A 26,539-nucleotide genomic window follows, 5' to 3' on the forward strand; every position below is an offset into this window, starting at 1 on the left:
CCACCAGTCCGAAAACCGTGCTGCCCCTCGACTTGCATGTATTAGGCCTGCCGCTAGCGTTCATCCTGAGCCAGGATCAAACTCTCCATTGTATATAAATCTTAATGTACTGTTTAAACCTAGCTACTTATTACTCAAATATTAAAACTTAAGTTGGAACTAAATTGCTACATAACAACATCCGTTCAAAGAACTTTTGCTTGACTTTTCAAGCTTAGAGAGCATTTAAAGACTGATTTTCATTACTCTGTGTCTTGCCTCCCTGCGAAAGCGGATGCAAAGATAAGAACATCTTTTTTAACCGAGCAAGGATTTCAAAAAAATATTTTAAAAAATTTTCGAAATGTTTTCAGGAAGCGATATGCTTAGAGGCTTTCCTCCGTAGCGGGATGCAAAGATAACTAAAGGATCGATTTCACAAAGTCGAAAATTACTTTTTTCTAACTTTTTTTCAGGACTGTTTCCTTACGGTCTGGTCCTAAGGAGATTAGGGTTATTGGAACGCTTACTGATTGCTCAATGGAGCTAATAAATGCATGCAAATTCTCTGGCAATGCTTTGTAATCTGAAATTCCATCAAGCTTCCACCCTGACATCTCGTTTAGGATTGGAGAATACGAATCATTGTAGGCGTAAGGGAATTCTGTAGTTACACCATCACTTGAGTTATATGAATCGCAAACCTTAACAGGCTGAATACCTGAAAGTACATCAGCTTTCATCATAAAGAGTTGTGTGACCCCATTGAGCATGCAAGAATAGTTTAATGCTGGAATGTCTAACCAGCCACACCTCCTTGGCCTTCCTGTAGTTGCGCCGAATTCATTACCAAGCTTTCTTAATTCTTCTCCTTCTTCATTAAAAAGTTCTGTTGGGAATGGCCCACTGCCTACTCGTGTGCAATAAGCTTTGAAGATTCCGAATACTTCGTTGATCTGATTTGGTGCAATACCCAATCCTGTACATGCGCCGGCTGTTGTCGTATTTGAACTTGTAACAAATGGATAACTACCAAAATCAATATCAAGTAATGTTCCTTGTGCTCCTTCTGCAAGGATCTTCTTTCCTGAAGTAAGTGAGTCATTAATAAGATACTCGGTGCTTAATATCCTAAATTTTCTCATAAGATCAAGACTTTGAAAGAATTGAGCTTCTTGAGCTTGAAAGTCATCATCTAATTCAAGTGAAGAAAGAAGGGACAAGTGTTGTTTTTTTAGCTTTTGATACTTTGCATCAAAATCCTTCTCTACTATATCTCCAATTCTTAAGCCATGCCTTCCAATCTTATCTTGATAGGTTGGTCCAATGCCTCTTAATGTAGAACCTATCTTTTCCTCGCCTTTTGCTAATTCAAGTGCTTTATCAATTAATTTATGGGTTGGCAATATAAGTTGTGCTTTATTGGAAAGCACTAACGTTTTTGTGGCATCTACACCAAAAGGTTCTAGGTCTCTTATTTCTCTTGCAAATACAATTGGATCAATTACTACTCCATTTCCTATAATATTTAGTATGTCTGGATGGAATATTCCTGATGGTATTTGGTGTAGCACATGCTTCTTACCATCAAACTCCAACGTGTGACCTGCATTTGGCCCGCCTTGGAAACGAGCCACTATATCATACTTAGGTGCGAGAAAATCAACCGCTTTACCCTTACCCTCATCTCCCCATTGAAGACCTAAGAGTACATCTACTTTTGACATTACTTTATCTGATTTTTTGGAGTGCTTCTTCTTCTGATTGTGCAATATTAAATATTGCTTGAAGTTTTGTCATTATAAGAAGCTTATTAACATGGTCTGAAGGCTTAATTATATAGAGATCACCATTCTTATTTCTAAATTTGGTCAATAGCGTAATCAATACGCCAATACCGCTACTATTTATGTATCTGACATCAGATATATTCAGCATGCAATGAGTTACTCCATTGGCTATAGCATCGTTGGCTAGCTCGACTACTTCAGGCCCGTTATTCTCTCCAATAAGGTCTCCTTCGAAATGGAGTTTTAGTACTTTATTATTTATCTCCTGGGTGTACTTCATTTACTTAACTTATGAGACTACTTTGTTTTGACAATTTTCTTTTTGGCAGCTAGCGTATAATATCAACGAGTGATGCATCACTTTGAATTGTAATAGTTGACCAACGGTAGTTTGAATGTTTTGAATTCTCGGATCACAAAACTCATGTACTTTATTACAATCTGTGCAAATTAGGTGATCGTGCTGTCTAAATCCGTATGCTTTTTCAAATTGCGCCAAATTTTTACCAAACTGATGTTTTGTTACCAGATCACAATCTACTAGTAGGTCAAGTGTGTTATACACAGTTGCTCTACTCACCCTGTAGTTCTTATCCTTCATGCTTACATATAGGGACTCGACATCAAAGTGGCCATCTCGATCATATATTTCTTCAAGTATTGCAAAACGTTCTGGGGTCTTACGCAAATTCTTATTCTCAAGATGTGCTTGAAAAATTTTCTTTACCTCATCCCTTATATTCTGTCCCGACATACTGCAAATATAATTTAAGGTCTGATCAATTGGTTCGACTGACTTTAACAACACCGTTCACCTTTTCCAGCTTTTTAGCCAATGTGTCAAGATGCGAGGTGTCTTCTACATATAAGCGTATAATGCCTTCAAAAATTCCTCCTTCTGTATTAATAGAAAGTGATCTCATATTTACTTTCAATTCCTCTGAGATAATGTTGGAAACATCACTAACCAATCCCAATCTATCGGTACCTATAATAGAAAGTGTTGCTTCAAATGAATGCTTTCTGGAAGAGGCCCATTTCGCTTTTATAATTCTATATCCATAATTAGAAAGAAGTTCAGCTGCATTGGGACAGGTCGTTCTATGAATTTTAATTCCATCACTAACCGTTACGAATCCAAAAACATCGTCTCCTGCAATAGGATTACAGCACTTCGCAAACTTGTAATCAATAATATCCAAATCTTCACCTAGTAATAATAAGTCACTATCTGTTTTTCTTACTCTACTAAGTTTTTCTTCAACATCTTTCGCTCCATGGGTTCGACTATCAGATTTTGAAGTTTTATTACCCGCTTTGACGAAAGACTTAATGAGTGAGTGATCTATTTTTCCAGTTCCCACTAAATACAACATATCTGCTGGAGACTTAACGTTAAAGTAATGAGCTATATCCTCAAGAACTGTTTGATTATATTCAATTTTCAGCTGTTTTAGCTTTCGTTTTACGATTTCACGCCCTTCATCTATAAAGACCTTTCGCTCCTCTTTGAGCGCATCCTTGATTTTAGATTTGGCTTTAGAGCTTACTACATATTGGAGCCAGCTTTCATTTGGTTTTTGCTTGCTCGATGTGAGAATTTCTACCTGATCTCCATTTTTAAGTTCGAAGTTTAATGGAACCAGTTTCTGATTGACTTTTGCTCCAAGGCAGTGCTCTCCTATTTCAGTGTGAATATCAAAGGCAAAATCTAGAGCAGTGGCACCTTGCGGAAGCGTCTTTAAATCTCCCTTTGGGGTGAATACAAAAACTTCATCACTGTAAAGGTTAGATCTGAAGTCATCTACAAACTCAATTGCATTGCCGTTATTCTGCTCGAGAATTTCACGAACTTTTGCGATCCACATCTCAAGTCCTGTTTCATCAGAAGATTTGCCGTCTTTATATTTCCAATGTGCCGCATAGCCCTTCTCAGCAATTTCATCCATACGAGTTGTTCGTACCTGAACCTCAACCCATTGACCTGTATCACTCATTACAGTTGTATGTAATGATTCATATCCATTGGCTTTTGGGATACTGATCCAATCTCTAAGTCTATCTGGATTTGGTTGATAATAATCTGTAACTAATGAATAGACTTGCCAACAAAATCCTTTTTCATCTTTATATGGAACATTGAGTATGATTCTAACTGCAAATAGATCATAGACTTCATCAAAGGGAACGCTTTGTTTTTTCATTTTATTCCAGACGGAATAGATTGACTTTGGCCTTCCTTTGATCTCATAATCTACATTTAGAGAATTTAGCTTATCCTTAATTGGCCTTATGAAATTCCGGATAAACTTGTTCCTTGAATCTTTAGTCTCATTAATTTTACCGGAGATATCATTATATACCTCAGGCTCAGAATATTTCAGATATAAATCTTCTAATTCTGATTTAAAAGAATAAAGTCCTAACCTGTGCGCCAGCGGAGCATATAGATAGATAGTCTCATTGGCGATCTTAAGTTGCTTATTCCTAGGCATACTTTCCAATGTCCTCATATTGTGAAGACGATCTGCAAGTTTTATAAGAATTACTCGCACATCATCAGAAAGCGTCAATAGCATTTTTCTGAAATTCTCAGCTTGCTGAGAGCTTCCTTGATCAAATACTCCAGAAATTTTAGTCAGTCCATCGATGATTACGGCAACTTTTTTCCCAAAAAGTCTTTCGATATCATCAAGTTCATAATCAGTATCTTCTACTACATCATGCAAAAGGGCGGCTATGATTGAAGTTGTGCCCAAACCGATTTCAGAGATGCAAATTTCTGCCACCTCCAATGGATGGAATATGTATGGTTCACCAGATCTTCTTCGCATCCCACTGTGTGCTTCCATAGAAGTATAGAATGCCTTTTTTATCAGCTTAGCATCTCCATCCTTTAGCACTGGTTTCGCTTTTCGAAGCAGACGCCTATAACGTCTGATGATTTCCTTTTTTTCTGATTCTAAATCTTCCTCTACAACCATAATAATTTTACAAAATTAAACCCTTGTTGAATCAAAAATATTACCTACTTTTGCCATCCGATTTTCAGCGCAAGAAAAAGTTCGAGCAATGAAATCTGCGGATGTGGCGAAATTGGTAGACGCACTAGACTTAGGATCTAGCGCCGCGAGGCATGGGGGTTCGAGTCCCTCCATCCGCACTGAAAAACAACCCTCTTTCCGAGACCCGATAAACGGGACGAGTAAGAGGGTTTTTATTTTATAAACATCAAACAATAGTACGTTGGATATAACTTTTGACAAAACAGAAAAAACACAAGGCGTAATTAAAATTAGCGTAAACCGAGCTGATTTTCAACCAGGTGTAGATCAAAAAATCAAAGAGTATAGCAAGACTGCCAATATCAAAGGATTCCGTCAGGGAAAAGTTCCTACTGGCATGATCAAAAAAATGTATGGGAATGCCTTGGTTGTGGATGAAATCAATAAGCTGGTTTCTGAAAAACTTAATGCTTATTTGAGAGAAGGTGAAACTCAATTTTTAGGTGAGCCCATGCCAGCAGAAACTGATCAAGAGTTTGATTGGGAGAATCAGGATTCATTTGAATTTAGGTATGAAATAGGTTTTGCTGAACCATTTGATTTGAAAGTGGATAAAAAGGTGAAGCTTGAAAAGTATTTCATCAATGTTGATGATAAGGTAATTGATGAAACAATTGAGAATCTTCAACGTCAATTTGGTGAGATGGAAAATCCTGAAATTTCAACTGAAAAGGATACACTTTACGGTCAAGTAAAGTCAAAAGATGGAGAGATTGATCAAGAGATTAGCATAGATTTAAGAGATGTTGAAAAAGGTGCGCTCAAGAAGTTAGTTGGAATTGAGAATGATGCTGAAGTAGAGATTGATCCTAAAAAGAGCTTTAAACATGAAAATGCGCTAAAGAATCAACTTAGGTTAAATGATGAGGAATTCAAGAAATTGAAGAAGCTGACATTTAATCTAAAAGCTATCAATCATTACAATCTGGCTTCAATTGACCAAGATTTATTTGATAAGACATTTGGCAAAGATACGATTAAGGACGAGGCTGGTTTTAGGGATCGGGTAAAAGAGATAGTATCTCAAAACTACTCAGCAGAATCTGATAAGTTTTTTGATCATCAGGTAAGAGAAAAATTAACTGAATCAGCGAAAATCAATCTTCCGGATGAGTTTTTAAAAAAATGGTTGATTAGAACGAATGATAATATAACTCCTGAGCTTATGGAATTGGAGTATGAATCGTACGCAAAAGAGTTGAAATGGTCATTGATAAGAAATCAATTGGTGAAAAATAATGACATTAAGGTTGAGCACGAAGATGTTACTAATGAGGCTAAAGAGCTCATTAAAAAGCAATTTGCTGGTTCGGGAATGGGAAATCAGATGGATGACCAACTTGACACGTTTGCGGATAATTATCTGCAAGGAGAAAATGGCGAAAACTACATGAAAGTTTTTAATCAAGTTCAATCAAACAAGGTATTGGATCATGTTAAAAATGAGGTCACAGTAAAGGAAAAAACTGTATCTCTTGATGAATTCAGAAAACTATGATTTTGAACCAAATGCTATCATTTTAGGTTTTGAAGAAGTCCTGTATCCAGGACTTTTTTATTTTTACACCTTATACTTTAACTTATAGAAATGATAAATACTGAGGAATTCAGAAAATTTGCTGTAAAAGGCCAAAATATAAGCGGAACCGCTGTTGACGACTATGTTCACCATGTGGAAAACATGACTAGAGCAGTAATTGAAGAGCGTCCTACGAATTTTCGTGAAATTGATGTGTTTTCTCGTCTAATTATGGATCGAATCATTTTTCTTGGAATGCAAGTGGAGGAAAACATCGCCAATATCATCACAGCTCAACTACTTTTCCTCGAGTCTGTCGATTCCAAAAAAGATATACTCCTATATGTAAATAGTCCAGGTGGGTCTGTTTATGCAGGGCTTGGAATGTATGACACCATGCAATATGTAAATCCGGATGTTGCTACGATTTGCACCGGAATGGCTGCATCAATGGGAGCCGTATTGTTGGCCGGTGGTGCAGCAGGTAAAAGATCCGCCCTACCTCATGCAAGAATTATGATTCACCAACCAAGTGGGGGTATGCAGGGTCAATCAAGAGATATGGAGATTACTTTGAAACAAATGCAAGAGCTGAGGAAAGATCTTTACAACATCTTAGCTAAGCACTCAGGGAAATCATATAAGGATATTGAAAAAGATTCTGATCGCGATTATTGGATGCGAGCAGGAGAAGCAAAGGAATATGGCCTCATTGATGAGGTATTAGAGAAAAAATAAGAATCATGGCTCAGGTAACTTGTAGTTTTTGTGGTAGAAATAAGAAAGACGTAGATCTGATGATCTCAGGCATACATGCACACATATGTGATAAGTGTATAGCTCAAGCTCAGCAGATTTTAAATGAAGAGCTAAAAACTACCTCCGAAAATGAGAGTCCAAATTTCAAACTCATCAAGCCTGCTGATATGAAATCGCATCTTGATGAGTTTGTGATTGGCCAAGATGAAGCAAAAAAATACATCTCAGTAGCTGTCTACAATCATTATAAACGGTTGATGCAAGCTGTAGATAAAGATGATGTTGTGATTGAAAAGTCTAATATCATAATGGTCGGTCAAACTGGGACCGGGAAAACTTACCTCGCAAGAACTCTTGCTAAGATTTTGCAAGTTCCTTTCTGCATAGCTGATGCTACAGTTCTAACAGAAGCAGGATATGTTGGGGAAGATGTAGAAAGCATTCTCACAAGATTGCTCCAATCGGCAAATTATGATGTCGAAGCAGCTGAACGTGGCATTGTCTACATTGATGAAATTGACAAAATAGCTCGCAAGTCTGATAATCCGTCTATCACTCGTGATGTAAGTGGCGAAGGTGTGCAGCAAGCTCTATTAAAGTTGCTAGAAGGCACGACTGTGAATGTGCCACCACAAGGAGGAAGAAAACATCCAGATCAGAAAATGATCAATGTAAACACAGAAAATATCTTGTTTATATGTGGTGGTGCCTTTGATGGAATAGAAAGACATATTGCCAACAGGTTAAATACACGGCCGATAGGTTTTGCAAATGATAATGAATTCAACTCAGGTGTCATTGACAAGGATAATCTGCTGCAGTATATCACAGCTCAAGACATTAAAAGCTTTGGATTAATCCCTGAATTGATCGGTCGTCTGCCAGTCTTAACACATCTTGACCCGCTGAATAATGATGCTTTGAAGCAGATTTTAACAGAGCCAAAAAATGCGCTTGTAAAACAGTACACCAAGCTATTTGATATGGAAGATGTAAAACTCGATCTTCAGGATGATGCTCTTGATTACATCGTTGAGAAGGCAATGGAATTTAAGCTTGGAGCACGAGGGCTGAGATCTATTTGTGAAGCAATCGTAACAGATGCGATGTTTGAATTGCCATCTAACACGAGCATTAAAGAGATAGTGATAGATAGAGCCTACGCAACTGAAAAATTTGAGAAATCGAAGTTTAATAAGCTAAGAGCTGCTTAACTCTCCATTTCCTCCAACCATTCAGTAATCATTTGTGCTGCTGTTCTGGCAACAGGCTGAGTACCCACCTTATCTTTGAATTTCTGATAACTAGCCATCATCGAAGCACAATGCTCATGATCATTTAATAGTGAGGATAGTTCACCTACTATCAGTTCATGTTCATTAGGAATGAGATTCTTGATTATATCTGTCTTTAGACATTCATTTATTAAAGGTTTTTTTGTTTTAGTGAATCCGAAAATTCCATACTTACCTGAAATTGAAATCTGTGGGCAATTTAGAAATGCTGCTGCTATTGAATCTAATTCAGAATCAACAATAACCGCATTCGCGTACTTCAATAGATTTAATTCACTGTCTACAACTTTTACATTTTCAAGTGATCTAAATCTTGACTTGGAAATTTCAGTTGGCATATTCACGTAGACTATCCACTGACATTCTTTCGACTTTTTCTGAAACTCACGAATTATCTTTTTTAGTTTACCAATGTTCTTTTCGTCACTCAACAGTGCTCCTATCCTTAATTGATCAGAATAGTTTTCTGAAAAATGATGCTTTCTGATTATATCATTTAGAAAATGTCCAATCTGATTGCTATTAGCTTCTGGGTTATGAATAGGTAGATCAACAAAAACCTTATCGAATAAAGTCAAAGCACTTTGGTAAATCGAATTTGCATCCTTATAGTTTAATGTAAGCTGAAAGAAACAAGTGAATGCTCCGCGTGATGTGACTTTTTGTACTAATCTTTTATCAAATGTTTCTCCTATTACTATCAACAAATCGAAACCACTATTCTTTAAGTGCTTGGATTTGATTGGCTTGGATTTGACAGGAAACTCAAAATTCTCGTTTGATTGTTCAACTCTTCCATTGACGTTAGTAAAAATCTCTGCTCTAATGTCGTAACGTCGCAGCTCTGCAGCTAGTAGCTTGGCATAATTGTTCGATTCTGGAGAGTTTGTGACAATCAGGTATTTCATTTATCTCCGTAATAATCTACGAAGTTGCGAGGAGTTTCATAAAGTCGAAGGTGATGCAACATTGCTTTTGGTGCTATCTCATTAATCCGGGGTTCAAGTAGCTTCCAAAATTCAAGAATCAAATTCTCACAACTTGCCATTTTATTGTTCATGAATGATACATCTAGATTTAGATTTTTATGATCTACTTTATCGAGAATTTCAGTTTTAATTAAGTTGCTTAGTCTTTTAAGATCGATCACAAATCCGGTGCTAGCGTCTGGGATACCTTTTACTCCTACAATCAATTCGAAGTTATGTCCATGCCAATTGTCGTTTGCGCATGGCCCGAAGATTTCCACATTCTTCTCTTTTGACCAGTCAGGGTTATAGAGTTTATGTGCTGCGTTAAAATGTTCCTTTCGATAGACCGTAACCATAGGGCAAAGATAGGATTGAAAGGAAATAAAAAAGCCCTTCTTTAAAGGGCTTTTTTAGCTATTGTTTAATAAACCGTTTGTTTACAATTCCGTCTTTTGTGGATAAACTTATCACATAAATACCTGGATCAAGACCGATAACATCAATTTTTTCAGTAAAAATATCATGCTTTATTATCCTTCCTGAAAGGTCTAAAATCTTAACATTCTCTACAGATTCATATAAATCAGTTGGAAGTTGAAGCGTCAAAATGTCTTCGACTGGATTAGGTGCAACAATCAGTTTTGACTTTATTTCATCAGTTGCTAGCACAATATACGGATCAGATATAGAAGAACAGAACTCGTTAAATACTTCCACGGTAAATGCTCCAGTGGCTGGATTCGCAAGGGTGGATCTAGTTGCACCATCAATTGCTTCGCCATCGAGATGCCATTGAATTGCTGTAATATTAGCATCCACTTGGACGGAAAGTATATTGGAAAACAATCTAATTAATGGCTTTGACGGATTGCTGTTTACTGCTTTGAGTCTGACTGTTCCTTCCAATAAACAACTATTTTCATCACGAAATTGGAAAGAGTATAGACCGCTTACAAGATTTTCGAATAAAAAATTAGAACCAAATCCGCCTTCGTTAAAGTTAATTTCTAAGTTGCCAGTACCTCCAGATGCTGAAAATTCAATCGTGCCAGTTTCATCACCGCCACATGATGGATCTGTTTGACTTAAAGTGTATGCAATAGGATCAGGACCTACTGACGCAAATGAGCTAATCGTTTGATCTAAATCCGTGTCTTTAACAGAAAGTATGTAATCACCAGGTGTAATGGAATTGAAAGTATTTGAAGATTGAAAATCACCTCCATCTAAACTATATTCATAACTACCAGATCCTGATGCTATAATTGCAAGGACTCCATCAGCATCAGAAGCGCACGTTGCATTAGAAACGTCTATGTCTGCGATAGAAAAACCTGCACTCACAGGACTAATTTCATAATTATCTATATACAAATTGTTACCAAAACCATTCGTAGCCTTAAATGCCACTTCCGTATTGTTGTATTCATCTGGTATTTGTACAATAAGCGAGACATTTTGCCATTCGTCAGCTGTGGGTATGAATAGATTAGACTCATCTGGTGCAGTTGCAAGGTCAACTCCTGATTTTTCCCAAATCGTACTCCATTCTCCACAATCACCTTTTATTACTACAGCAAGTCCATCAAAGTACTCATCATCGTATCTTGCATAGGCATAGTCGAAAGAGATTTGAAATTGTTTATTAAAAGAGGTTAATAACTTATCAGCAAGCAGATAATCTTCTGCTCCAATGTTAGGGTAGTCAGCAAAGTTAATTTTTACACTTTTTATCCCTTCTGATGATGCCTCATCTGTTTGTTCAAATGTGATATCTAAATCCTCATTTATTAATTCCTCTTCTAAAGTTTCAGTCTCAAATGATCCTGAGGCGACAGTTATTCCATCACTATTATCAAGAACTGTAACATAATCAGCCAAAATCTTAGTCTCAATATCACCACTTTCAGTCTCGATTGAAAGAGTCACATCGTAAACTCCTGCAGTTGAATAAGTTACCAAAGGAAATTCATCAGATGAAGTAGATGGTGTTCCTCCTGGAAATTCCCAAGCCAATGTTGCTGCGGCTATTGACTCATCAACAAATACAATATTCTCACCTTCACATATCCTTCTACCTAATGCAGAGAAGTCTGCTACATAATACTTATCTAATAAATACGTCTTAAAATTTTCGTAAGCATTTACAATCCTTTCACCTTGATCTGCTGAAAATAACTCTCTGCATTGACCAGGAGCATAAGACATGAAATTACGTGGGTTAGGCGAATATAATTGGCCATTCGTATCTCTATTGCTACCTGTATAGGAGCAACCTCCATCAACTTTACCAGATAGATTTGGATCTGCTGGAGTATCACATAGATCATCTCCTGCTGTGGCACAATTGGATCCATCTACTAATTCATCTGTAGTACCTGTATTCGACTTCCCATGTGTATGATATAAGTTAAAGTAATGTCCTAATTCATGCGGTAAGGTCGAACCTCTGTTTACGGTACATCCATTGGCCATCATCACATGATCTCTTCCTGTGGAAGGAAAGTACGCATAGCCGCATAAAGAACTATTCCCACTAGATAATGTATTGTAGAAATAAATATTAATGGTATTATCTACATTATGAAGTGTAGTTATTTGCGATTCCTGGGAAGAATCAAAATCATAGAATATATCCGAGTCTATGTAATTAATTTCTCCTACCAAAAAGAAATTCAATTTCATTACTTCGTACGTCTCATTTAAGTATTCTATTGCATCTAAAAGTTGAGCTTCAGCTAAGCCTCCTGTTCCATCAGATTGTCGAACAATATGGGCTGTAATAGCGATAAATTTTTCGTCAGTAGCAGTAGTTAATCTTGAATTTGGTGTAAGAGTCTTATTTAATTTGGCATTTATGAAAAAAATATCTTTTCTAGATATAGTTGTCCCACATCCAGGTTCATTTTGGCTAAAGCCGAAAGCGACCAAACAAATAAACAGAATTACAAAGCACTTTAATCTCCTCATAGCTTCAAATTTACGAATCAATATCTTCAAGCTCCCTATCAATAAACTGAAACAAGCCAGAAATGTCTTTTGAATTATTGAAATCAACGATGTTTTCTTTTAAATAGGATTGAATCTTTCCTTTTAGTGATGAAAATAATTTAAGAAGCTTTCCTTTTTTAAAACCCAATTCGATTATTTCACCGTTCAACCAAACGTATGTGTTATTTATAGTTATAAATTTCTCGTAATCACTTTCTCCATATGCCGCTGGTGTCACCATCTGTTTCCTTGACTCTATTTTGTCCAGAGCTTTCACAAACTTTCCGTCATACAACACTCTGATAAAATTTTTCTTTTCAATCTTATTAGAATGTTCAAAACCGTTTTTAAAGTAAAAGCGCTCTGTATTGCCTAATTGATCTACAATTGAATATTCGAATGATTTAACATCTTGATTTTCATAATAAAAAGGATTCCCTTTATTTAGATATTGCAATTCGTCCTCATAGGCATTATATCTGATTTTCAGATTAGATAGATATTGATCCGTTTGTGTAACAATTGTCCCTGAGCTCCAATTCCCATCATTCAAATATGGCGAGCCCTCTACTTTATCGTAGCTGCTAGTTCTTATTGGTGCACCAGTTGCATCATTGGCATTAACAATCTGACTTTGTAGATGAAGTGTAATAATTAGATATAAGAAGGTAAGTAATACTTTCATTTTAACTGTTTTTGTATTCAATAGGTGAGAAAAAAATGTTAGTAGAAAAAAAGACCGAGAGAACGCATCCCCCCGGTCATTTTTAGTCCATTCAATAACTTCTATTGAAGTGTAAGAGTAAACCCATATGGGCCAAACGCTCCTAGGGTTCCATCAACTCTAATTGTTTTAGCCGATTCATCAAATGAACTTACTATTGCAGTAAGATTTGCAAATTCAGCTATTTGTGGGTCTCCACCTGGGAAAGCCACTAAAACATTACATGGATCAAACGTCATAACAGTGCCCTCATCGAAATATGTATTCATTCCAGGAGTATTTGACCATGTCCCTGTCAATCCAGCAGGATCCGAAGCATCCGCTGTTAATACAACCTCGTAAGATTCACCAAAAGCAGCAGCTAGACTAAGTCCTTCATTGGTCCCGCTGGTGAATACTTCCTCAACGGTGTAGGTCCCAGACCAATCAGCAATGATAAATTCACAATCATCATCCACGAGAGTAATAACAACTTCAGAGTTGCCATTAACACTTACACTACTGGTGAATTCAACAGTTACTGTCCGAGATACCCCTTCAAAAATTATATTTTGCTCAATATCAAAAGGTATTGAAACATTATACTCTCCTGCAGGTATTGTTACAGAAGTCCCAGACAATGTATAATCAACTCCATTAGTTGTATTATTGTCTGTGATACTATAATCAATAACTAAATCAGAAGATTGTGCTTGGGAAACTTCCAGCAATATCTCACCAGATCCACCTTCAGCTATTGTGAAGCTCCCAACGGATGCCGAAACAAATACTTCGGCAAGTGTTACGTCAGTACCAGGGTCATCAAAACACCCGGTCATCAAAGGCACGAGTGCTAAAATTGTAATTATTCTAAATATATTTTTCATAATTCTTATTAGTTATAACCAGGGTTATTTACCAAAACATCACTTAACTCCAATTCTGATTGTGGGAGTCTTGGAAGTACCTTGAAGTTTGTGTACGGAAGAGTACCAGAACCCGCAGCTGCCGGCTTGGTGATATCTCTGCCTAAACGCTTCAGGTCGAACCATCTGTGTCCCTCAGCCATAAATTCGATTCTTCTTTCACGAAGAACATTATCTACAGTTGCTGTACTTGCTCCAAGACCTCTAGCTGCTCTGAATGCATTGAAAATAGCATCACCAGCTCCAGCACCAAGGGCTTCAGCAGCAATTAAATATGCTTCTGAAAGGCGAAGAATAGGAATGTTTTCCTGCAACGCAAGTCTACTTGGATCTGAAGCTCTCCACTTAGTGAATTCTTCTCCGAGCGTTTCTGTATTGAATAGACCTGCTCTCACATCACCAGCCTCAGAAGCTATTTCAGCCAATAACTCATCACTTGCTGTAATTATGAACTGCGATCCAGGACCGTCGTTCATTAGCAGTGAATGAAGGCTATTGTTAGCTCCATCTACTGTACTCCAATCTGTAGTACGTAATTCAGACTCAAACAATGATTCAGGGTGCAATGCGTTAGCTAAATCATCCCAAGAGGCATCATAGTTTGCAGGTTGCACCAAATCCGAACCATCACCAGTGATTACTTGCTGCGCATAGTTTGCTGCACCAGTCATATTACCAGCGTACAGATACGCTCTAGCCAATAGCAACCTAGCAGCATCGGCATTTGCGAAAATCACATCAGTACTACCTGCTGAAGCAGTCGGTAATAATGGAATAGCAGCTAATAAGTCTGCCTCAATTTGAGCATAAACTTCGGTATTGGTTGATCTGGGTAAATCCACAACATCACTCAAACCGAAGGTAGGGCTTGTCTTTAATACAACCGATAGATTAAAGCCATTTACTTCTTGGCCTGGCTCGTATCCGTTTACTCTAGCAAGATCATGATAAAACAGTGCTCTTAAAAATAGAGCCTGTCCGTACAATGCATCTTTTTCAGCATCTGTGCCTTCGACTCCTTCGTCGTATACAGAGCCAATGATCACATTACATTCCTGAATTGCTGTATATCGGTTGAACCAAATGCCAATTCCAGAATTTTCTGCATTCACATATTCAAGTTCATATCGACCAGTCAACTGAGTCAAGTGCATGTTATCAGCCAATATCTCTGGCCCAATCATCATCGTTTGTCCATAATAGCCAAAGTCATTTACCGACTCATATGCCGCAGTTAAGAACGCGTTATAACCAGTAACACTTCCCAACACTTCTCCCTGAGGTAGTGCTCTAGGGTTTACTGTTTCAAGGTCGCTACAATTTGTAAGTAAGGACCCTGCGAATAGGATATATATTATTCTTTTCATAATTAAATTCTATTTTAAAGTCCAATGCTCACACCAGCAGAAAACTGTCGCCCCAATGGATATGCTCCGAATGATGACGCTCCAGTAGTATTATTGTTGGTAACCACCTCTGGATCAATACCGTAGTAGTTTGTAAATGTCGCTAGGTTCACTCCTTGAACGAATACATTCAAGCTCTTAAACCCAATCGAATTCAACATACTCTGCGGAAGATTGTAGGATAGTGTAACAGTCTTCAGTCGAATGTAAGATGCGTCAGACATGAACTGTGTAGTTCCAATAAAACCAAAGCTTTGATCTATACCATCAATTGTACCATTGTTTGTTAACTGAGGTACGTTGGTGATATCACCTGGTTGTTGCCATCTATTCAAGATATCAGTTAACCTATTGTCGTTACCTCCGGTATCCATAAGGTTATAAAGATCTCCGTTGAATGCCTCAGAACCAAGTTGGAACTGGAAGAATACATCTAACGTAAGTCCCTTGTAGGAGAAGGTATTTGTCCATCCTCCATAACTACTTGGGATACCAGAACCTCTCACACCACCATCCTCAAAGCCTGGGCTGTAGGTAAGATTTCCATCAGCTCCAACAACCATTGCTCTACCATTAGCTGGATTTACTCCTGCATACTGTAGTAAGTAGAAGAAGTCAACCGGTTGACCAACGATTAAGTTTGGAATATTACCTGAAAAAATGGTATCCGTATCTACCAAAGCAGTAACCTCGTTTTTCAACCATGAAATATTCATTTTTGAATCCCATCGGAAACCATTGTTATCCATAATAATACCGCCAAGTTCAAGGTCAATACCTTGGTTTTGAACCGAACCGATATTTGCTGTTACGTTGTTGGTATTGATACCACCAGACTGAAGGAAAGGAACGTTAAATAGGAGATCATCATTATTTGTTCTCCAGAAATCAACACTACCATAGATTCTGTTACTCAAAACAGAGAAGTCTATTCCAATGTTGACTGATTCTTCTTCCTCCCATGTGATCTCATCATTACCAATTTGAGTAATGGTCAAAGGAGAAGCTCCAGCATACTGTCCTGAAGATGCTCCAAACTGAGTTTGCGTAAGATAATCACCTATTTCAGCGTTACCCAATACACCATAACTAGCTCTTAGTTTCAAGTCATCTATGATTGTGACTCCTGAAAGGAAAGATTCTTGAGAAATTCTCCACCCTACTGATCCAGCATAGAATGTACCATACTTAGATTTAGATCCGAATCTGGAGTGTCCATCTCTTCTCACGGTAGCACTTGCAAGGTATCGATCATCATATGAATAATCTACCTTACCAAAGATTCCCAGTCTCTTATACTCAACATCGAAACCTCCAACTGCAAATGGCTGTCCATCAGCAGGAACTCTGAAAAATGGATCTGCGAAGGTATTTGCCGTCAAGTCAGAAGCTTCTCTTCTTTCAGCTTTATACTCATATCCAACAATACCTTTAATAGTGTGAACATCATTGAAAGTTTTGTTGAAGTTCATATTAACGTTAGTATTCCAGTTAATAGAACGTCTATTTCTATGGAACACAGATCCACCTGGTGCAAATACAGGAATTGAACCTGGTCTATTGTTAATATCCTTATTCATAGACATGTCAACTCCAATTAATCCTGAAATTGACAACTCTGGAATAATTTGATAGGTAGCAGAAGCACTCGAAACAGTTTGTAGCGTTCTTCCTAGTCTCACTTCTTCATTCACACCTTCGTAAATATTGTAGTTAAAAAGGTGGCTTAGACCGTTAGTTGGATACGGATTGTAAGTGCCATCAGCCTCTGTTGCCCATGAAGTAGGGATTGATGAGAAAGTGGCAACGAATGGTCCATTTACAAAGTTACCGTTTGCAATCGTACCAAACTGCTTCACATGAGTTACACCAATCTTAGCATTCACAGTCAATTTGTCTGTAGGTCTATGAGTAATATTCAATCTTCCTGTATATCGCTCAAACTCAGACTTAATAATCTGTGCTTCCTGAAAATTGTACGAACTTCCAAAGAAGAAAGTAGTTTTCTCATCACCACCATTCATTGAGAAATCAATAGTTCTAAATCTTGCGTTTTGGAACATGAGATCTACCCAATCCTGATTATTAACTGTTTCTGTTTCTGGGTTACCAAAAAGTTCGTATGCACCACCCGGTGCTGCTGGATCTAATCCGCTATTTACTTCTTGCTCAGCCCGAATAGTTGCGTACTGACTTCCATCAAGCACATCGTAAAGATTGATCGGCTGAACCACACCTTCTTGATATGAAATATTAATATTGGAAGTTCCACCTGCCTTACCAGACTTGGTAGTAACAACAATAACACCATTTGCTGCCTGCGCTCCGTAGATTGCTGCTGCTGATGCATCTTTCAAAATATCAATTGACTCAATATCATTTGGGTTAATGGATGCTAATGGGTTTGAACTCGCTTGCGTAGAACCGCCAGCAGAAGCAACCTGAACACCATCAATAATGATTAGTGGATCATTTCCAGAGTTAATGGAACCAATACCTCTAATTCTGATATTTAGAGCTCCTCCTGGTTGTCCAGAAGCAGCTGCAATTTGAGTACCAGCAGCTCGTCCCTGAATCGCTCTATCGAAGGACTGCATTGGTAAATTCTCAATTTCATCAGCTTTTACTGAAGCTACAGCACCAGTAACCTCTCTCTTAAGTTGGTTTTGGTAACCTGTCACAACAACTTCTTGAAGTTCTGTAGCACCTCCTAGTGTTACATCAATGGTTGTACGGGCTCCAACTTCAATTTCTTGAGTTTCAAAACCAACATAAGAAAAGATTAGAGTAGCGCCATCATCTACTGAAATACGGAAACTTCCGTCTAGATCAGTAGTAACACCTGTCGTTGTGCCTTTAATCACAACGTTCACTCCTGGTAAAGTCTCACCCGTGTCATCGGTGACCTTTCCAGAAACCGTTCTTTGTGCCATTGCAACAAAGGCAATAGCAATGAAGAACGCAAAACTTAGTAGTAAATTCCTCTTCATACTAACTAGTTAATCGTTAAACATTAATTATTTGAAGCCCGAAAGATATGCCTTTTTAAGATTATTTAACAAAATAAAAGAACGCTCCTAGAATTGTAAGAATGCGTTTTTGTCTCAGAAAAATTAAAATTGATTGAAAAAATGGGAAATACTTAAATTTCCAAATTTTCACCTACTACTTAAAGTAAATGTTCAATAAAATTCTGATTTCTTTCCAATGTTAAATTTTGTCTTTTCCGCAACATTTTCACTGCTTCGTCCGTAGGACACGGAATTCTATCCTGCGGTTGGATTGACGATTGATGTCTGTATCATTTGGCATCAACGGATGGGTTTCTGCATAGCCTTTATACGACAGCCTGTCTGCATCAATCCCTTTCGAGATTAGACTAATATAAACTTCCTTTGCTCTAGCTTCTGATAACTCCTTATTATAAGCATTTGATCCTACATCATCAGTATGTCCGGATATTTCAACGATTATCTCTGGATTCTCGATCATTAATTGGTAGGCGTTTTCGATTTCTGATACAGACTTTTTATCTATCCTATAGGAATCTGTCTCAAAGTATATATTCTTTAATACAAGCGTCTGACCTTCCGAGATTGGGGTTAAATTAATATCTATAGTATCTGGTTCCTGTGCGCTATTGAGAGTTGTTTGAAAATGGAAATCAGTATACAAATACCCTTTTTTCTTAACGTATGAAGCTAAATCAAGTCCTACTGGTAATACCATATAGTATTCACCGGTTATTGAATCAGACTTGCTTTTATATACTACCTGATTTGTTGACAGATCGATTACTTCAATATCTGCTTTCAAGGGATTCAAGATATTTTCTTCAAAGACACGACCTATAATGTATGAGGCTGGTGTTGACTTAACTTGGGTAGGTAGATTTATCGTGACTAGTTTACTATCTAATATTTCAAAATTCTTTTGTTCTTCCTTGGCAAAATAGGCAGTTTCTCCATCTGCTCCTATTACAATAGCTACTTCATCCTTGTGTGTATTAATAGGATAACCTAAGTTTTTTGGTGCGCTCCAAACAGTATCATTTTTCGAAGCAACATAGAGGTCATATCCTCCCATTCCTGGATATCCATTGGCTGAAAGATATAAGGAGACTCCATTCGGATGAATAAATGGTGTTGTTTCGTCGCTTCGTGTATTAATACTTTGACCTAAATTTTTAGGCGTACTCCATTTGCCATCTGTATGATAAGAAACCCAAATATCTCTTCCTCCAAATCCACCCGTCCTATTAGACGAAAAGTATAATGTCTTTCCATCGGCAGACAACGACGGCTGTGATTCCCAGTAAATAGAATTGATTGGCTTCCCTAGATTTTTAGGTCTGGACCAGACGTCTCCTGATTTTTTGGTGATATAGAGGTCACAACTTCCTAGAGAGTTCGCCCCATCACAGGAAGTAAATATCATCATGCGTCCATCGGCTGAAACTGTACAAGCTCCTTCATTTAATGGTGAATTAATTCTGCTCGATACAGATTCTGCTGGTGACCAGCTATTATTCTTAAAATAGCTTACTACAATATCCTCATCTCCTTTCACGAAATCTCGCTTTGTGTAGAACATTGTCGCATTATCAATAGTGATAGCTGGTAAATATTGTAGTTTAAATCGGTTGATCTCATCCGGAAGATTCGTGATTTCAATGCTATCCTTTGAGTTTGATATCTGATCTTGAGCAAATTTCAAACTTTTAACTAATAGATCAATTTCGGGGCTAGAAGCTCTCTCAGGAACTTGCTTGAGAAAGTCGTTCAAATATGTTTGGGATGTTAGATAATGCCCTCTATCGAAAGCCATAAAAGCCAGCCTTTCAACTACTGAGGCAATTGGAGTTGGGGCTGTATTTACATAAGAACTGAATTTCGAATAAACAGAGTCTTCCTGCCCCATGGCATTGTATAAACTTCCCATTCTGATAAATGCCTCATGAAAGCTGGGGTCTTCAGTAACTGCTTCTTCCAAATAAGATATTGCTGAAGGGAAATTACGCGCCCTGTACTGTTTATCTGCTTTTTCGTAAAGTTTTTGGGCTTTTTTGTTATTAGTAGAAAGTCCACCTTGAGCAAACGTCAAAAATGAGAATAATGATAGGAACGAAAAGAGTACGATCCTTCTTAAGGGATGTCCATGTACTTGTGTGTCTGCAATGATATCTTCCATCTGGGATTTCGCTTAACAAAATCAACGATCAAAGGTGTCATTTCTTTTTCTTTTGACCACTCTGGTTGGAGAAACAATTGAGCTTTAGCGTTTAATTTATCAGCATGTGCAATTGCCCAATTGAAATCACTTTTATTAAATGCAATCACCTTTAGCTCATGTGAGCTTCTGTAAAATTGATCGAGAGGTGCTTTAAACTTCTTTGGTGAGAAGCATATCCAATCCCAATCACCTGTAAGTGGATAGGCTCCTGAGGTTTCGATATTTGTTTGCAATCCTGATTCTTTGAGCGCAGAGGTCAAGTTTGCAAGATTGTACATTAATGGCTCTCCACCTGTAACCACGACCATCTTTGCTCCTGATTTTTTGGCGTCAATGACTATATCTTGAACACTGATCCAGTCAAATTGTCTCACATCCCAAGATTCTTTCACATCGCACCAAACACATCCAACATCACATCCTCCAAGCCGGATAAAGTAAGCGGGCGTTCCGGTGTAGAAGCCTTCACCTTGAATTGTGTAGAAAGACTCCATCACCGGCAAGTGTTTCGGATCAGTGATTGAGCTCATAAGCTTTTAGGGTATTTAGGAGGAGTGATGCGATCGTCATTGGCCCAACACCACCAGGGACTGGAGTGATGTAACTTGCAATTGGTGCTACTTCATCATACACAACATCTCCGGACAATCTAAACCCGGACTTTTTGGATGAATCTTCAACTCTTGTTGTACCTACATCAATTACTACGGCTCCTTCTTTTACCATGTCTTTGGTGATTAAGCCAGGTTTTCCTACCGCAACGACCAGAATGTCCGCTTCTTTTGTATGCGCTTTTAAATCTGTGGTGGCTTTGTGACATACTGTCACGGTAGCTTTACCTTCTTGAAGCATCATTAAACTAAGTGGAGCTCCTGCAATTCGAGAAGCACCAACAATTACACAATGTTTTCCTTCAGTTTCAATATCATATCTATCTAACAGTTCCATCACACCGTATGGAGTGGCTGGAAGAAGTAGTTGGTGATGAGACATGATACTTCCAAAGTTTTGGTTGGTAAATCCATCTACATCCTTTCTTGGCACAATTCTCTCGGTAATATGTTCAACTGAAATATGCTCTGGCAATGGAATTTGAACAATAAATCCATCGATATCCGAGTCATCATTCAATAATTCAATTTGCTTGATCAACTTTTCCTCCGAAATCGTGCCTGCAAATTGCATGAGCGTATAATCAAACCCCACTGCTTTGCATGCATTGATTTTACCATTGACGTATGTGTGGCTAGCTCCATCATCGCCGACGATTATAATAGCCAGGTGCGGCACTCGCTGCCCATCAGCTTTTATCTGCTCAACCTTAGCAGCTATTTCGCTTTTTATGTCCTTTGAGATTTTCCGTCCGTCAATGATGGTGTGCATATGAATTGAGTTTGGAGTTGGGAGATTAGAGTTAGGAGTTAAGTGTTTTTCTAAATGCTATTGTCATATTCATCAAGTCAAAGCATCTCTGATATAGCAGATCAAATTCATCAGATCTAATATAGTTCCTTTTCTCTGCTTTATAGTGGCAAGTCACTACCTCTGCGATTGATCGAATAGAGTAACCTAAAAATCTTTGATATTCAGGGTTTGATTGTAAAATGGATCCTTCTGAAATATTTAAGGCAATCGAATCTGATGCTCTCCTAATTTGAGAAGTAAGGTTGTATATTTCTTCTTTCGGAAATGCGGAACTGATCTTAAAAATATCTTCACCTAAATCCATTGCATCTTTCCATATTCTTAGTTTCTCAAATTTAAACTTGACAGTCTTTACTTCCATCACCTTACTTCCAACTTCAATCTAATTTCAGTACCGCCATGAATGCTTCTTGCGGAATTTCCACATTACCAACTTGTCGCATTCGTTTCTTTCCTTTTTTCTGTTTTTCGAGAAGTTTTCTTTTTCGAGAAATGTCTCCTCCGTAGCACTTCGCCAATACATTCTTACGCATCGCTCTTACAGATTCTCTCGCAATAATTTTTGTTCCGATTGCTGCCTGTACCGCTATCTCGAACATTTGTCTTGGGATTAACTCCTTCAGTTTTTCGCAAAGTCGCTTTCCCCATTCATATGCTTTATCTCGGTGAACAATGGCAGAAAGGGCATCTACTTTATCCCCATTTAGCATAATATCTAACTTCACCATGTCTGACCTTCTGTAGCCGATCAGTTCATAATCTAGAGAAGCATATCCACGAGAAATGGTTTTTAGCTTATCAAAAAAGTCGAAAACGATCTCTGCCAATGGAATCTCAAATGTCAGTTCTACACGGTCAGAAGTGAGATACACCTGATTTTTTATTTCTCCGCGTTTATCCATGCAGAGGGCGATAATAGGCCCTATAAATTCCGCCTTCGAAATGATCTGAGCTCGGATAAATGGTTCCTCTATATGGCTGATTACGTTCGGTTCCGGGAGCTCGGATGGTGCACTTACTTTAAGAATATTTCCATCGCTTTCTATGGCATGAAAGCGAACTGATGGTACTGTGGTGATAACCGTCATATCGAACTCTCGTTCTAGTCTTTCTTGGACGATTTCCATATGTAACATCCCTAAGAAACCACACCTAAAACCAAATCCCAATGCAGCAGAAGTCTCTGGTTCCCATATGAGTGAGGCATCATTAAGTTGCAGCTTTTCCATTGAAGCTCTCAGCTCTTCAAATTCACTTGTTTCCACTGGATAAATTCCTGCAAAAACCATCGGCTTCACATCTTCAAACCCTTTCACCTGTCGCTGAGTAGGCCTCTCCACATGCGTGATTGTATCTCCTACTTTTACTTCTTTAGCTATTTTTATACCTGAGATCAAATAGCCTACATTTCCGGCAGAAATGGTTTTTCTTGGCTCGTGATCTAACCTTAAAACACCAATTTCGTCTGCTTCATATGTCTTTCCAGTGTTGACAAATTTTACCTTGTCTCCTTTGTTAAAAGAACCATTAAAGACTCTGAAGAATACTTCAATTCCTCGATATGGATTGAAGACTGAATCAAAAATCATGGCCTGAAGCGGCTCATTTGGATCGCCTTTAGGTGCTGGTACCCTATCAACGATCGCTTCCAGAATATCTGTTATTCCTATGCCTTCTTTCGCGCTTGCGTGTAGGATTGATTCTTTTTCACAACCTATTAAATCAATGATCTGGTCGGACACTTCCTCCGGCATAGCTCCTGGAAGATCAATTTTATTTAAGACTGGTATAATTTCCAGGTCATGCTCTAATGCTAAATATAAATTTGAAATTGTTTGTGCTTCGATACCCTGAGCTGCATCAACTACCAATAATGCACCCTCACATGCTGCAATAGACCTTGATACCTCATAGGAGAAATCGACGTGTCCGGGTGTATCAATTAAATTGAGTGTGTACTTTTCTCCGTTGAGTTCGTAATCCATTTGGATCGCGTGGCTTTTGATTGTTATACCGCGCTCTCGCTCTAGATCCATACTATCCAGCAACTGAGCCTGCATATCCCGCTTAGATACTGTCTGAGTAAACTCCAGGAGTCTGTCAGCCAGCGTGCTTTTCCCATGATCTATGTGGGCAATGATGCAGAAATTTCGAATGTTCTCCATATACGTAAGTCATCGGATTGTGACTTTCAATCTCCTCAATCCTTTGAAAATTAGCCGCAAAGGTAGCAATCCTTTTACCTATTCATTCAAAAAAATTATTGTTTGTTTTTGGTGTCTATCAAAATGGTGACCGGGCCATTATTAACAAGGGAAACCTCCATATCTGCACCAAACTTACCTGTTTGCACTTCTCTTCCTAGCAAGCGCCGAAGTTCAGATACAAATGATTCATAGAGCGGTATGGCTATATCCGGTTTTGCAGCCTGAATGTAAGAAGGTCGGTTGCCTTTTTTTGTACTTGCATGTAAAGTGAATTGACTTACGACCAAGGCTTCTCCGTCTACTTCTAAAAGGCTTTTGTTCATAACACCGACATCATCTGGGAAAATTCGCATATTGCTTATTTTCTTACAAAGCCACGCGATATCTTCTTTACCATCAGATTCTTCGATACCTAATAAAATCACTACGCCCGTTCCAATTTCTGAATTTATAACTCCATCAATTTTGACGGAAGCAGAAGTCGTACGTTGGATAACAACCCTCATACTGAATATGCTATATCTACCATTTGCCCTGGTTTGTACCTGCAGAATCCCTCTTCTTCTTTCTTTGCCACTTCAATCATGGCCTTGGCTACTTCTACATCTCGGATAGCTCCGACTCTTTTTTTCGAAGCAATCGTGAAGAAAGATGCAATTGCACTGAAAATCTTTGCTACTTCCTCAATAAAGCGACTTTCCTTTCTTTTGCCAAGCAAAAGGGAGGGTTGAAATATTTTAAGTGCCTTCAGGTTGAGTCCCTGTAGCTTATCTTCTAATTCTCCTTTTGCCATATTATAAAACAGTGGTGAAGAACTATTGGCTCCGACTGCTGTAACTACGGATAACTGCTGAAATTTTAATTGTGATTTCGCAATCTTGGCAAATTCAATTGGATATTCTACATCGACTTTTAAAAAGGCTTCTTTTGATCCAGCTTTCTTGCGAGTAGTACCGAGTGTACAGTAAAAATCATGAGCATTCATGCTGGATTGATACTCTTGAAGTTTGTCAAAATCTTCAACAATTAATTCTACCAGCTTCGGATCTTTGATTTCATGTGGTCTTCGTGTAATGATGGTGATTGTTTCATACCTATCATCTTTGATCATAAGGCGTATGAGTTGCCTTCCAACTAGTCCTGTTGCACCTATTACTACCGCTTTCTTACCTGACATGCTTATTGGTTTTGAGCATGTAATACAAAAAAATTAGTCAGCTTGTTCCCACTCTTCCTCCTCCCATAGACGAAACTTCTTAATATCTCGATTAAGCTTTTTCACGATAAGAAAAACGACGGATGCATCATCGGTGAAACCCAGAGCTGGGATAACATCTGGGATCAGGTCCATTGGTGTTATAAAGTATACCAGAGCGAAGACAATCAATATAATTGAAGAAACGGGAAATGATCTGTATTCACCTGATAGGTGTGCCTGTATCATGCGCATCAGGATTTCAAGCTTGGACTTGAGTTCCTGCCATTCATTTGAGTTTTCAGCCAAACGTTTTAGCTTGTTGCCTGCTGTAGTTAGCGTTGATTTTATTTGATCTTTGTCTATAGCAGTTTTTTTTGCCTTCTCCCATATTTTTTTTGTCTTCTCCATTTCTTAGAATACGTCTTGAATTTCTTCTTTGATGTATTTAATTGCCTGCTTTGGCGTATCCATTTCTTCCCCTGCAGTATTTTCCAATATGGCTCGGGCAAGATCGAATCCTTTTGCTTTTTCCGTTAAGGCGTTTGTAGATGAGTTTATAATAGAAATGGTTTGCTCCACTGCAGTAGTAACGTAGGTCCATGCACTATCTGACATATATACCTGCTGAGAAAGGTTGTGATTGAATTCATTTCTAATCTCATGAATGAGAATTTGCTGAAATTCTTCTGCGGTATAGTCCGAGCTGCTCAATCTTGAAATAAGATTAGAAGGTGTGATTCGCTCCAGAAGCAGTACAATTCGTTCGTAAGCTTGCAATCTTATTGGCACTACGATCTCCTGATTTTTTTGACGTACGGTGAACGCGATCTCGTCCAGCTGTTTTTGTAAAAAGGAACGAACCAGAAGGTAAGCCAGGTATAGAACCAGGCCGGCAGGAATTGTAATTTTCAGTAGGTCGTAAACCATTTCCATGTATTGGATTGTTTAGTGTTTGATAAACGTCAAAAATAACCCGAAAAATTCGGGATTTGTTCATCGCAAAGGTTCAGACTCAGAAAACGATCGATTAGGAAAAATTATTTTTACTTATCCATTTTTGAGGATTAATTAAT

23 protein-coding genes, 1 tRNA gene and 1 rRNA gene are annotated in these 26,539 nt (G+C 38.1%); 4 read left to right on the forward strand and 21 right to left on the reverse strand.

All coding sequences use genetic code 11. The features are described 5' to 3' along the window. From ABJG98_RS16210 to ABJG98_RS16230, 5 genes are all read right to left on the reverse strand, one after another. A 16S ribosomal RNA gene (locus tag ABJG98_RS16210) occupies positions 1–92 on the reverse strand; the annotation flags it as partial. Between the two features lie 348 nt (positions 93–440). Next, positions 441–1,706 (reverse strand): adenylosuccinate synthase, encoded by a 1,266-nt coding sequence (locus ABJG98_RS16215; RefSeq protein WP_348280590.1) that lies wholly within the window; start codon positions 1,704–1,706, stop codon positions 441–443. 4 nt (positions 1,707–1,710) lie between these two features. Continuing rightward, positions 1,711–2,049, reverse strand: a complete 339-nt coding sequence (locus ABJG98_RS16220) for an STAS domain-containing protein (RefSeq protein ID WP_348280591.1) — start codon at positions 2,047–2,049, stop codon at positions 1,711–1,713. A 9-nt stretch (positions 2,050–2,058) separates the two neighbouring features. After that, positions 2,059–2,523 carry a transcriptional repressor gene (locus tag ABJG98_RS16225; protein WP_348280592.1) on the reverse strand — a complete coding sequence of 155 codons (465 nt, stop codon included), beginning with the start codon at positions 2,521–2,523 and terminating at the stop codon, positions 2,059–2,061. A gap of 25 nt (positions 2,524–2,548) precedes the next feature. Continuing rightward, a complete protein-coding gene (locus ABJG98_RS16230) occupies positions 2,549–4,753 on the reverse strand; it encodes a bifunctional (p)ppGpp synthetase/guanosine-3',5'-bis(diphosphate) 3'-pyrophosphohydrolase (RefSeq protein ID WP_348280593.1) in 2,205 nt (734 codons plus the stop codon). Between the two features lie 97 nt (positions 4,754–4,850). Here ABJG98_RS16230 and ABJG98_RS16235 point away from each other — a divergent pair. From ABJG98_RS16235 to clpX, 4 genes are all read left to right on the forward strand, one after another. Further along, positions 4,851–4,932 (forward strand) — tRNA-Leu (locus ABJG98_RS16235). 83 nt (positions 4,933–5,015) lie between these two features. Further along, the gene (locus ABJG98_RS16240; protein ID WP_348280594.1) at positions 5,016–6,332 is read left to right on the forward strand and encodes a trigger factor; all 1,317 of its coding nucleotides are present in this window, start codon (positions 5,016–5,018) and stop codon (positions 6,330–6,332) included. 90 nt (positions 6,333–6,422) lie between these two features. Further along, positions 6,423–7,091 (forward strand): ATP-dependent Clp protease proteolytic subunit, encoded by a 669-nt coding sequence (locus ABJG98_RS16245; protein WP_348280595.1) that lies wholly within the window; start codon positions 6,423–6,425, stop codon positions 7,089–7,091. Between the two features lie 5 nt (positions 7,092–7,096). Continuing rightward, complete coding sequence (gene clpX / locus ABJG98_RS16250) at positions 7,097–8,326, forward strand: ATP-dependent Clp protease ATP-binding subunit ClpX (RefSeq protein WP_348280596.1); 1,230 nt, start codon at positions 7,097–7,099, stop codon at positions 8,324–8,326. Here clpX and ABJG98_RS16255 read toward each other — a convergent pair. The 16 genes from ABJG98_RS16255 to ABJG98_RS16330 form a co-directional block, all read right to left on the reverse strand. Continuing rightward, positions 8,323–9,315, reverse strand: a complete 993-nt coding sequence (locus ABJG98_RS16255) for a hypothetical protein (protein WP_348280597.1) — start codon at positions 9,313–9,315, stop codon at positions 8,323–8,325. The two genes, clpX and ABJG98_RS16255, sit on opposite strands and share 4 nt — an antisense overlap. Next, the gene (locus ABJG98_RS16260; RefSeq protein WP_348280598.1) at positions 9,312–9,734 is read right to left on the reverse strand and encodes a 6-carboxytetrahydropterin synthase; all 423 of its coding nucleotides are present in this window, start codon (positions 9,732–9,734) and stop codon (positions 9,312–9,314) included. The genes ABJG98_RS16255 and ABJG98_RS16260 overlap by 4 nt, the downstream gene beginning before the upstream one ends. Positions 9,735–9,792: 58 nt before the next feature. Then, entirely contained in the window at positions 9,793–12,348 is a 2,556-nt protein-coding gene (locus ABJG98_RS16265) for a T9SS type A sorting domain-containing protein (protein ID WP_348280599.1), read from the reverse strand. A gap of 10 nt (positions 12,349–12,358) precedes the next feature. Beyond that, a complete protein-coding gene (locus ABJG98_RS16270; RefSeq protein WP_348280600.1) occupies positions 12,359–13,054 on the reverse strand; it encodes a hypothetical protein in 696 nt (231 codons plus the stop codon). 101 nt (positions 13,055–13,155) lie between these two features. After that, complete coding sequence (locus tag ABJG98_RS16275; protein WP_348280601.1) at positions 13,156–13,959, reverse strand: hypothetical protein; 804 nt, start codon at positions 13,957–13,959, stop codon at positions 13,156–13,158. An 8-nt stretch (positions 13,960–13,967) separates the two neighbouring features. Beyond that, positions 13,968–15,365, reverse strand: coding sequence for a RagB/SusD family nutrient uptake outer membrane protein (locus tag ABJG98_RS16280; RefSeq protein ID WP_348280602.1), 1,398 nt, complete (start codon positions 15,363–15,365; stop codon positions 13,968–13,970). 14 nt (positions 15,366–15,379) lie between these two features. Continuing rightward, a complete protein-coding gene (locus ABJG98_RS16285) occupies positions 15,380–18,394 on the reverse strand; it encodes a TonB-dependent receptor (RefSeq protein ID WP_348280603.1) in 3,015 nt (1,004 codons plus the stop codon). Positions 18,395–18,641: 247 nt separating this feature from the next. Then, a complete protein-coding gene (locus tag ABJG98_RS16290) occupies positions 18,642–20,594 on the reverse strand; it encodes an OmpA family protein (protein WP_348280604.1) in 1,953 nt (650 codons plus the stop codon). Next, on the reverse strand, positions 20,549–21,166 hold the full coding sequence (locus tag ABJG98_RS16295; protein WP_348280605.1) for a 7-carboxy-7-deazaguanine synthase QueE: 618 nt from the start codon (positions 21,164–21,166) through the stop codon (positions 20,549–20,551). The genes ABJG98_RS16290 and ABJG98_RS16295 overlap by 46 nt, the downstream gene beginning before the upstream one ends. Next, positions 21,150–22,019, reverse strand: a complete 870-nt coding sequence (locus ABJG98_RS16300) for a bifunctional 5,10-methylenetetrahydrofolate dehydrogenase/5,10-methenyltetrahydrofolate cyclohydrolase (RefSeq protein WP_348280606.1) — start codon at positions 22,017–22,019, stop codon at positions 21,150–21,152. Before ABJG98_RS16300 ends, ABJG98_RS16295 begins: the two co-directional genes overlap by 17 nt. A 31-nt stretch (positions 22,020–22,050) precedes the next feature. Next, positions 22,051–22,422, reverse strand: a complete 372-nt coding sequence (locus tag ABJG98_RS16305; RefSeq protein ID WP_348280607.1) for a four helix bundle protein — start codon at positions 22,420–22,422, stop codon at positions 22,051–22,053. 16 nt (positions 22,423–22,438) lie between these two features. Further along, positions 22,439–24,226 (reverse strand): translation elongation factor 4, encoded by a 1,788-nt coding sequence (lepA, locus tag ABJG98_RS16310; protein ID WP_348280608.1) that lies wholly within the window; start codon positions 24,224–24,226, stop codon positions 22,439–22,441. A gap of 95 nt (positions 24,227–24,321) precedes the next feature. After that, complete coding sequence (dtd, locus tag ABJG98_RS16315; protein ID WP_348280609.1) at positions 24,322–24,774, reverse strand: D-aminoacyl-tRNA deacylase; 453 nt, start codon at positions 24,772–24,774, stop codon at positions 24,322–24,324. Further along, the gene (locus ABJG98_RS16320) at positions 24,771–25,445 is read right to left on the reverse strand and encodes an NAD-dependent epimerase/dehydratase family protein (RefSeq protein ID WP_348280610.1); all 675 of its coding nucleotides are present in this window, start codon (positions 25,443–25,445) and stop codon (positions 24,771–24,773) included. Before ABJG98_RS16320 ends, dtd begins: the two co-directional genes overlap by 4 nt. A gap of 33 nt (positions 25,446–25,478) precedes the next feature. Next, entirely contained in the window at positions 25,479–25,874 is a 396-nt protein-coding gene (locus ABJG98_RS16325) for a YkvA family protein (protein ID WP_348280611.1), read from the reverse strand. 3 nt (positions 25,875–25,877) lie between these two features. Then, the gene (locus tag ABJG98_RS16330) at positions 25,878–26,393 is read right to left on the reverse strand and encodes a hypothetical protein (RefSeq protein ID WP_348280612.1); all 516 of its coding nucleotides are present in this window, start codon (positions 26,391–26,393) and stop codon (positions 25,878–25,880) included. Between the last annotated feature and the right edge of the window lie 146 nt (positions 26,394–26,539).

The organism is Ekhidna sp. (genome assembly GCF_039960695.1).
In the GTDB taxonomy this organism is placed as follows: Bacteria; Bacteroidota; Bacteroidia; order Cytophagales; family Cyclobacteriaceae; genus Ekhidna.